The organism is Candidatus Chloroploca sp. Khr17 (assembly GCF_004138165.1).
Lineage (GTDB): Bacteria > Chloroflexota > Chloroflexia > Chloroflexales > Chloroflexaceae > Chloroploca.
In genome coordinates this window covers 111,288-117,554 of sequence record NZ_RYFF01000014.1, presented here as the reverse complement: position 1 = coordinate 117,554, position 6,267 = coordinate 111,288, and the positions used below count along the sequence as shown (strand labels likewise).

Annotated in this window: 9 protein-coding genes and 1 pseudogene; all 10 read left to right on the top strand. The window is 55.5% G+C overall.

Annotated features, from left to right (window positions below):
* Window positions 1-221 precede the first annotated feature (221 nt).
* The 10 genes and pseudogenes from EKD05_RS10955 (at window position 222) to EKD05_RS10910 (ending at window position 6,156) form a co-directional block, all read left to right on the top strand.
* Window positions 222-518 (top strand): PIN domain-containing protein, encoded by a 297-nt coding sequence (locus tag EKD05_RS10955; RefSeq protein ID WP_240695732.1) that lies wholly within the window; start codon window positions 222-224, stop codon window positions 516-518.
* Between the two features lie 26 nt (window positions 519-544).
* The gene (locus tag EKD05_RS10950) at window positions 545-1,057 is read left to right on the top strand and encodes a DNA-deoxyinosine glycosylase (RefSeq protein ID WP_129672566.1); all 513 of its coding nucleotides are present in this window, start codon (window positions 545-547) and stop codon (window positions 1,055-1,057) included.
* Window positions 1,058-1,635: 578 nt separating this feature from the next.
* On the top strand, window positions 1,636-2,211 hold the full coding sequence (locus EKD05_RS10945) for a Uma2 family endonuclease (protein ID WP_165360689.1): 576 nt from the start codon (window positions 1,636-1,638) through the stop codon (window positions 2,209-2,211).
* Window positions 2,103-2,426 (top strand): annotated as a pseudogene (locus tag EKD05_RS27175) (hypothetical protein); the annotation flags it as partial. The gene EKD05_RS10945 and the pseudogene EKD05_RS27175, both read left to right, overlap by 109 nt.
* 95 nt (window positions 2,427-2,521) lie before the next feature.
* Window positions 2,522-3,376, top strand: a complete 855-nt coding sequence (locus EKD05_RS10935) for an SBBP repeat-containing protein (RefSeq protein WP_240695731.1) — start codon at window positions 2,522-2,524, stop codon at window positions 3,374-3,376.
* A 306-nt stretch (window positions 3,377-3,682) separates the two neighbouring features.
* Window positions 3,683-4,288: a DUF2239 family protein gene (locus EKD05_RS10930; protein WP_129672557.1), complete on the top strand. Its 606-nt coding sequence runs from the start codon at window positions 3,683-3,685 to the stop codon at window positions 4,286-4,288.
* Between the two features lie 331 nt (window positions 4,289-4,619).
* On the top strand, window positions 4,620-5,102 hold the full coding sequence (locus tag EKD05_RS10925; RefSeq protein WP_129672555.1) for a hypothetical protein: 483 nt from the start codon (window positions 4,620-4,622) through the stop codon (window positions 5,100-5,102).
* A gap of 172 nt (window positions 5,103-5,274) precedes the next feature.
* The gene (locus EKD05_RS10920) at window positions 5,275-5,511 is read left to right on the top strand and encodes a hypothetical protein (protein ID WP_129672553.1); all 237 of its coding nucleotides are present in this window, start codon (window positions 5,275-5,277) and stop codon (window positions 5,509-5,511) included.
* 34 nt (window positions 5,512-5,545) lie between these two features.
* Window positions 5,546-5,839, top strand: a complete 294-nt coding sequence (locus tag EKD05_RS10915) for a type II toxin-antitoxin system RelE/ParE family toxin (RefSeq protein ID WP_129672551.1) — start codon at window positions 5,546-5,548, stop codon at window positions 5,837-5,839.
* Window positions 5,836-6,156, top strand: a complete 321-nt coding sequence (locus EKD05_RS10910; RefSeq protein WP_129672549.1) for a hypothetical protein — start codon at window positions 5,836-5,838, stop codon at window positions 6,154-6,156. The genes EKD05_RS10915 and EKD05_RS10910 overlap by 4 nt, the downstream gene beginning before the upstream one ends.
* Window positions 6,157-6,267: the final 111 nt, after the last annotated feature.

Below are 6,267 nucleotides of genomic sequence, written 5' to 3'. Positions count from 1 at the left end.
TCGCCGAACTGGGAAGCGGTGTATGAAGCGCCGTTTGGGCGGATCAAGGCAGGCGATCTCCTGGCCGCTTGGGTGGCACACGATCTGCTGCACATGCGGCAATTGGTTGAACTGCACTGGGGCTACTTGGTGGGGCGCGTGGAGTCATACCAGGTGGTATATGATGGCTGAGGCCATCGAACGTGATTGTGAACAGGTCAACCTCGATGAATGGTAGGTACGTGCTTGATACCAGTGTGGTGATTGCCTTGTGGAGTAACGACCAACAGGTGGTGGCCCACGTAGCACGCGCCGTCCAGTTGTTTCTTCCGAGCGTGGTGCTTGGGGAACTGTATTATGGTGCACTCCGATCCCAGAAACCGCAAGCGAACAGTCAACAGGTGCTGGAGTTTGGGAGTAAAAACACCATTTTGGGCAGTGATGACATCACTGCCCAGCACTATGCAGCGATTAAAAATAGGTTGCGCATCAAGGGGAAACCCATTCCTGAAAATGACATCTGGATTGCAAAGGTATAGTACGTGGTGAGGGTATCCAACACACTATGAGTTCGCCACGGTATCTTCATAGCTTTCCGCCGATCAGCACGGCGACAGCGGAACGTCTGATTCTTGGTACGATGCCAAGCACGGCCTCGTTGGCTGCTGGGCAGTACTATGCGCATCCGCGCAATCTCTTTTGGCGGCTCATGGCAGAGATCCTTGGGTTTGCGCCCGAGGCTTCGTATGACGAGCGCCGGTTGGCGCTGCAGGCCGCCCGGATCGCGGTGTGGGATGTGGTGCAATGCTGCACGCGTACGTCGAGCCTGGATGCGGATATTGATGATACGTCGGTGGTGCCCAACGACCTGGTGACGTTTTTTGCCCACCATCCCCACCTTCACCGGGTCTGCTTCAATGGTGCCAAAGCAAACGCGATCTATCGCAAGCATGTCGCGGCCAGGATGCATGCCGTGCGACCAGATCTTGTCTATGTTCAGTTACCGTCAACCAGCCCGGCCAACGCAGCGATCTCGTACGCACGCAAATATGCGGCGTGGTCGGCCGCGTTGCGCTGATCGCCCCGACGATACGCTGCCCCTTGAACCCGCTGCGATCCGCGCTGCTTGCGTCCTTGCGGGGCCAACGCGCACCAGCAATTCATCACCGAGGATCGCGCAGCACAGATTGCCGGTCAGCAGAAACGCCAACCCACCAAACCATAGAAGAAGGGGCGGAACGAGGCGTCGTATGGCAGCCACGAAAGTTGCGGTGAAGTACCAATCAAACCTTTGATCGACAAACTATCCTTTATTAAAGACAAGACCCATTGGGGAGTTGCCTTTCGATTTGGAAACCTCAAAGTATCCGCCCAGGATTTCAAAATAATCGCAGAGGCAATGGGGTGTGACTTTGCACACGACTTTGGTGCCTAATACCTGTTGCACTTTGGCACAGACGTGCTTACACTTGGGTTGGTGACAATGGTACAATGACCAAACCGATCTGCTCGATGTGCTCCCGATCGCTCACCCCTGCCCGCGGCGCCGGTGAAGCCCGGCGTTAGGCGCTTCGCAATCCAAACAGGCAAAGCAAGAATGAGCCACCATATCAAGGACGGGAAAATTGGGATTCAGCATGAATGAGGAGGACAAGCATGTCAGTGTACGCACCAGCGATGCTCACTGAAGGAGAATATTTGGCCTTTGAGCGCATAAGTGAGCAAAAGCATGAATATTATGATGGGATCATCGTTGCCGAGGCGGGCGGAAGCGCCGCACATAATCGGATCACGATGAATGCCTTGAATAGCCTCTATAATCAGTTGATCAATCGCCCCTGCACGGTCTATTCGAGTGACATGCGGGTGAAAATTCCGCGCAAAAACAGTTATGTCTATCCGGATGGCGTCGTGGTGTGCGGCGAAGAACACTACGACGATACTGGACATGAGACCCTCTTAAACCCGATCGTCATCATTGAAGTGTTGTCACCCTCAACCGAACGCCACGATCGGGGCAAGAAGTTTGAATGGTATCGGTCAATCGAAAGCTTAGAAGAGTACGTATTGATTGCCCAAGAAACGCAACGCATTGATCATTTCCGGCGGCAGTCAACCAGCTTATGGACGTTTACGTCGATAGGTGCGGAAGAAGCACAGCTCTATCTCGCCTCAATCGATTGCACTTTGATCCTCAATGCAATCTACCACAATATATCAGAGGAAAAATGAGCACGATGATCAAGTTCGTACGGTCTATGTTTGTCGTCGTTTGGTTGATGATCCTGTTGGGCGCGATGGAGAGCACTTCCGCCATCAGTGCTGAGGTTGAGCCTCGCATGGCGAGTCCTCTTGCCTACCAATGGCACACGTTCTATGGTGTCACGGATAGTATTGGTGAAACCCGCAGCATTGGCGTGGACGGCGCCGGCAATGTGTACGTTGCCAGCTATACCAACAAGTCCTGGGGCACTCCCCTCCACCCCTACAGCGGCGATTATGACCTCATGGTCATGAAACTGAACAGCCTCGGGCAATACCAGTGGCACACGTACTACGGAGCCAGCCCTACAAGTGGCACACCTACTATGGTGCCGGGACGAGCGCAGCCGATGAGGTGGGCTATGGCATCGCCGTCGCCCCCGATGGCAGTACGGTGTACCTCACCGGTTCAGCCCCAGACACCTGGCTCGGCGACGGGAATACGGCCCCTTTGCAGCCTTTCAGTGGCGGGGCCGGGTTTAGCACAGACATCGTGGTTCTCAAGTTGAACGCCAGTGGAAGCTATCAGTGGCACACCTTCTATGGGGCCAGCGAGACCGATGACTTTGGGTACGGCATTGCGGTGGACGGAGACAACAATCCCTACGTCACCGGGTACTCGTTTCTCACGTGGGGCACCCCGCTGCATGCGCACGGGAACGTAAGGGATATCGCCGTGCTCAAGCTCAACGCCAATGGGGCGCACCAATGGCATACGTTCTACGGTTCTGATGGCAACGATATTGGCACCGCGATTGCGCTGGATAGCAGCAGTAACCCCTACATCACAGGATGGTCCACAGCATCCTGGCAGGGGGACGCGGACGCGAGCCCGTCACATCCCTATAGTGGCGACGGCAATACCAACATCACGGTGCTCAAGCTCAACAGCAGCGGAGGCTATCAACGGCACACCTTCTATGGCGCAAGCGGCCACGATAATGAAAGCCTCAGTATTGCCCTGGACAGCACCCACGGGGTGTTGACAACAGGCTCCTCGGCAGCCACCTGGCAGGGCGACGGGGATACCAACCCGCTCCACCCTCACAGTGGCAATCTTGAGGGCGATGGTTTTGTGCTGAAACTATCCAACCGGGTTTATAACGTCTACGTGCCACTGATCATCCAGCAATGAGTTCGTGACCAGAGAGCCTCTGCATTGCGCCGCTCCCTGTCCCAAGCTACTCCTTGGAAGCTTTGCTTGCTGGGATTACGCCGGCCAACCTTCACGGAGAACTGGACAGGGTTTGCGCACCTACGCGAAAAACGTTGCGCCTTTGCGCCTTTGCGTCAAAACAACCGCGCTATTTGAAAAGTATTGCGTCTAGATCGGCACGGGCACGCTGGCGAAGTAATTTTTGCCGGGTAGTATTGACAAATTAATTTTACCCGGATATAATTCATTCGTTCACACTTCAACAGGACAGGAGGATTGAACGAGATGGATGAACAAGATCTAAAAAGCTGCACTGCGTTTGCCGGTCATCGGTCTATTGGTTCAGGCGACCTTCTGATGGTCGCCAAGAAAGTGAAAGAGGACATCAGCAGAGACGAACTGGTACCCGTCCTTATTTTTGACGATCTCACCGGTGAGCTGATCGAGGTCGATTTTCGTGGCTCAACCGAAGATGTTATCAAACGTTTGACGCGCCCAACAGCGAAGGGAGCGTCGATCAGCCCCCCGTCACATACGGGCGAAATCGCCCACCGCGGGCCGGGTCGCCCCAAGCTGGGCGTCGTTTCCCGGGAAGTTACCTTGCTCCCACGACATTGGGATTGGCTACATAGTCAACCAGGCGGTGCCTCGGTCGCTCTTCGCAAGCTTGTTGAGGAAGCGCGGCATGTGAACAGCAACCGGGATAAGGTTCGGCGTTCGCAAGAAGTCGCGTACAAATTCATGTCCGCCATGGCTGGTGACTTGCCGGGGTTTGAGGATGCCACGAGGGCGTTGTTCGCCGGAGACCATGAACAGTTTACTCGCCTCATCGCTTCATGGCCTGTCGATATCCGGGCTTATGTGCAAAAGCTTTCAGCATCTGCATTCTAACATCGAGTGTTATGAAAACCGTCTGAAGAAATCACCATGCCAAGAATGAAGGCTCTCGATTCTTATGCCGGAAATGTCTGCCGCAAAAACGCCGCCACGTTGGCCGCGCCAGGCCATTGTTCCAGTTCGCGGCGCAGGAAGGATCTTTGTGCCATGTAGCGGCATGTTCACCGCCGGGTATACAGCGATGAGGTACACTCAGCGCAGTCCTCGCTGCGTGCCGATGCCTAACGCCGAGGGAGATAGGCGATCCTGGGTGTGCGCTGCTCGTGCTCAATGCGGCCCACGCTGAGCACGCAGCACTTTCTGAGGGCGCTCCGGGGGAGGTTTCATGTCCTGGCTGAACGCCGTGCATGGCGACGCACGCGCCTGGTTGCTAGAGCCGGATTCCGTCAATCCAGGCGTTCACTTGTTCGCGTTACGTGATCTGCTCGATCAGCCCGCCGATGCTGCCGAGGTCGTTGCTGCGCAGGCGGCGGTGATGCAGTACGGCCCGGTGCCCGCAATTCTCGAGGCGCAACATCCCGACGGCTACTGGCAGAAACCCGGCGGCGGCTATGGCAAGTATCGCGGCACCGCCTGGCAGATCATCTTGCTCAGCGAGCTCGGCGCTGACCCACATGATGAACGCGTACAGCGCGGCTGTGAGTATCTACTCAACCACACGATTGCCGCCAATGGCGGATTCGCATGCAGCAATACCAACAACCCCGTGCCAAGGAACGTCCTCCATTGCCTGAACGGCAATCTGCTCGCCAGCCTGATCCGACTGGGTTGCTTGGATGACCCGCGCGCGCAGCAGGCGTTGGCGTGACAGACGCACGCGATCACGGGCGGGGAGCCAATTCGCTACGACCAATCCGGTACCAGTGGCCCAGCCTTCGCCTGCGCGATCAACTCGCTACGACCAATCCGGTACCAGTGGCCCAGCCTTCGCCTGCGCGATCAACGCGGGCCAGCCGTGCGCCTGGGGCGCAACCAAAGCGATGAAGGCGCTGGCCGACGTGCCGACGTCCGCGCGCACCCCACTGCTCCAGCAAGCCATCGAGCAGGGCGCACAGTTTCTGCTGCGCCATAACCTGGCCCGCGCCGAGTACCCCTTCACAGGCAAGATCAGCACGGCATGGTTCAAACTGGGCTTCCCGCTCAGCTACTGGAGCGATATCCTGGAGTGGTCTCGCATCGTCAACCTGCCGCGCATCAAATCTATGGTACACTCTTGAAAGGAGCGTGTTTGGATAAGAAATACGTGACTCGATGTACGATATTGAGCTTACACCGCAAGCTATTGATGACTTGCGTTGGTTCCGTAAGCATGAGCAACAAGAAATCGCTGAGACAATTAATCAGCAATTACGCTACGAACCGGTGACACAAGCACGGAACCGTAAGCCAATGCGCCCAAACGACATCGCTGAGTGGGAGTTACGCGTTCGGCACTTTCGTATTCTGTATTCTGTTGATACGGTTGTGCGCATTGTGGAAATTCAACGGATTGGTGAGAAGCGTGGTAACCGCTTCTTCTTTCGTGGCCGAGAGGAGGATGTATGATCACCTGGAATTATCGCGTCTTTCGCGAAGATGATGGCGACTATATCGTCCGTGAAGTCTTTTATGATGAGAAGGGCGCAATTATTGGCTGTACGGCGCATGCGGTTGAGCCAATTGGGCGCTCCATCGAAGATCTCGCAGAGGATATTCGCTCCTTTCAGGATGCTCTCAATCTTCCTATTCTCGCGCTTGCGGATATGCCACCCACACCGAAAGAACGTGCTCCGCGCGACCGGAGCCAAAATCGCTCGCTTGAAGCAGTGCTTCAAGAACTCCAGCAAGGTGTCATACCGCCCAAAAAGCGGAATAGTGCGTAGACATCGAGAGGCATAAACATATACAGATATGTATGGAGCCCTTTCTTCATGCAAGTATCTGCTTATAAATTTGTTGTGTCGTACCTCTGCGCCGATAACTTCGGTATCGGT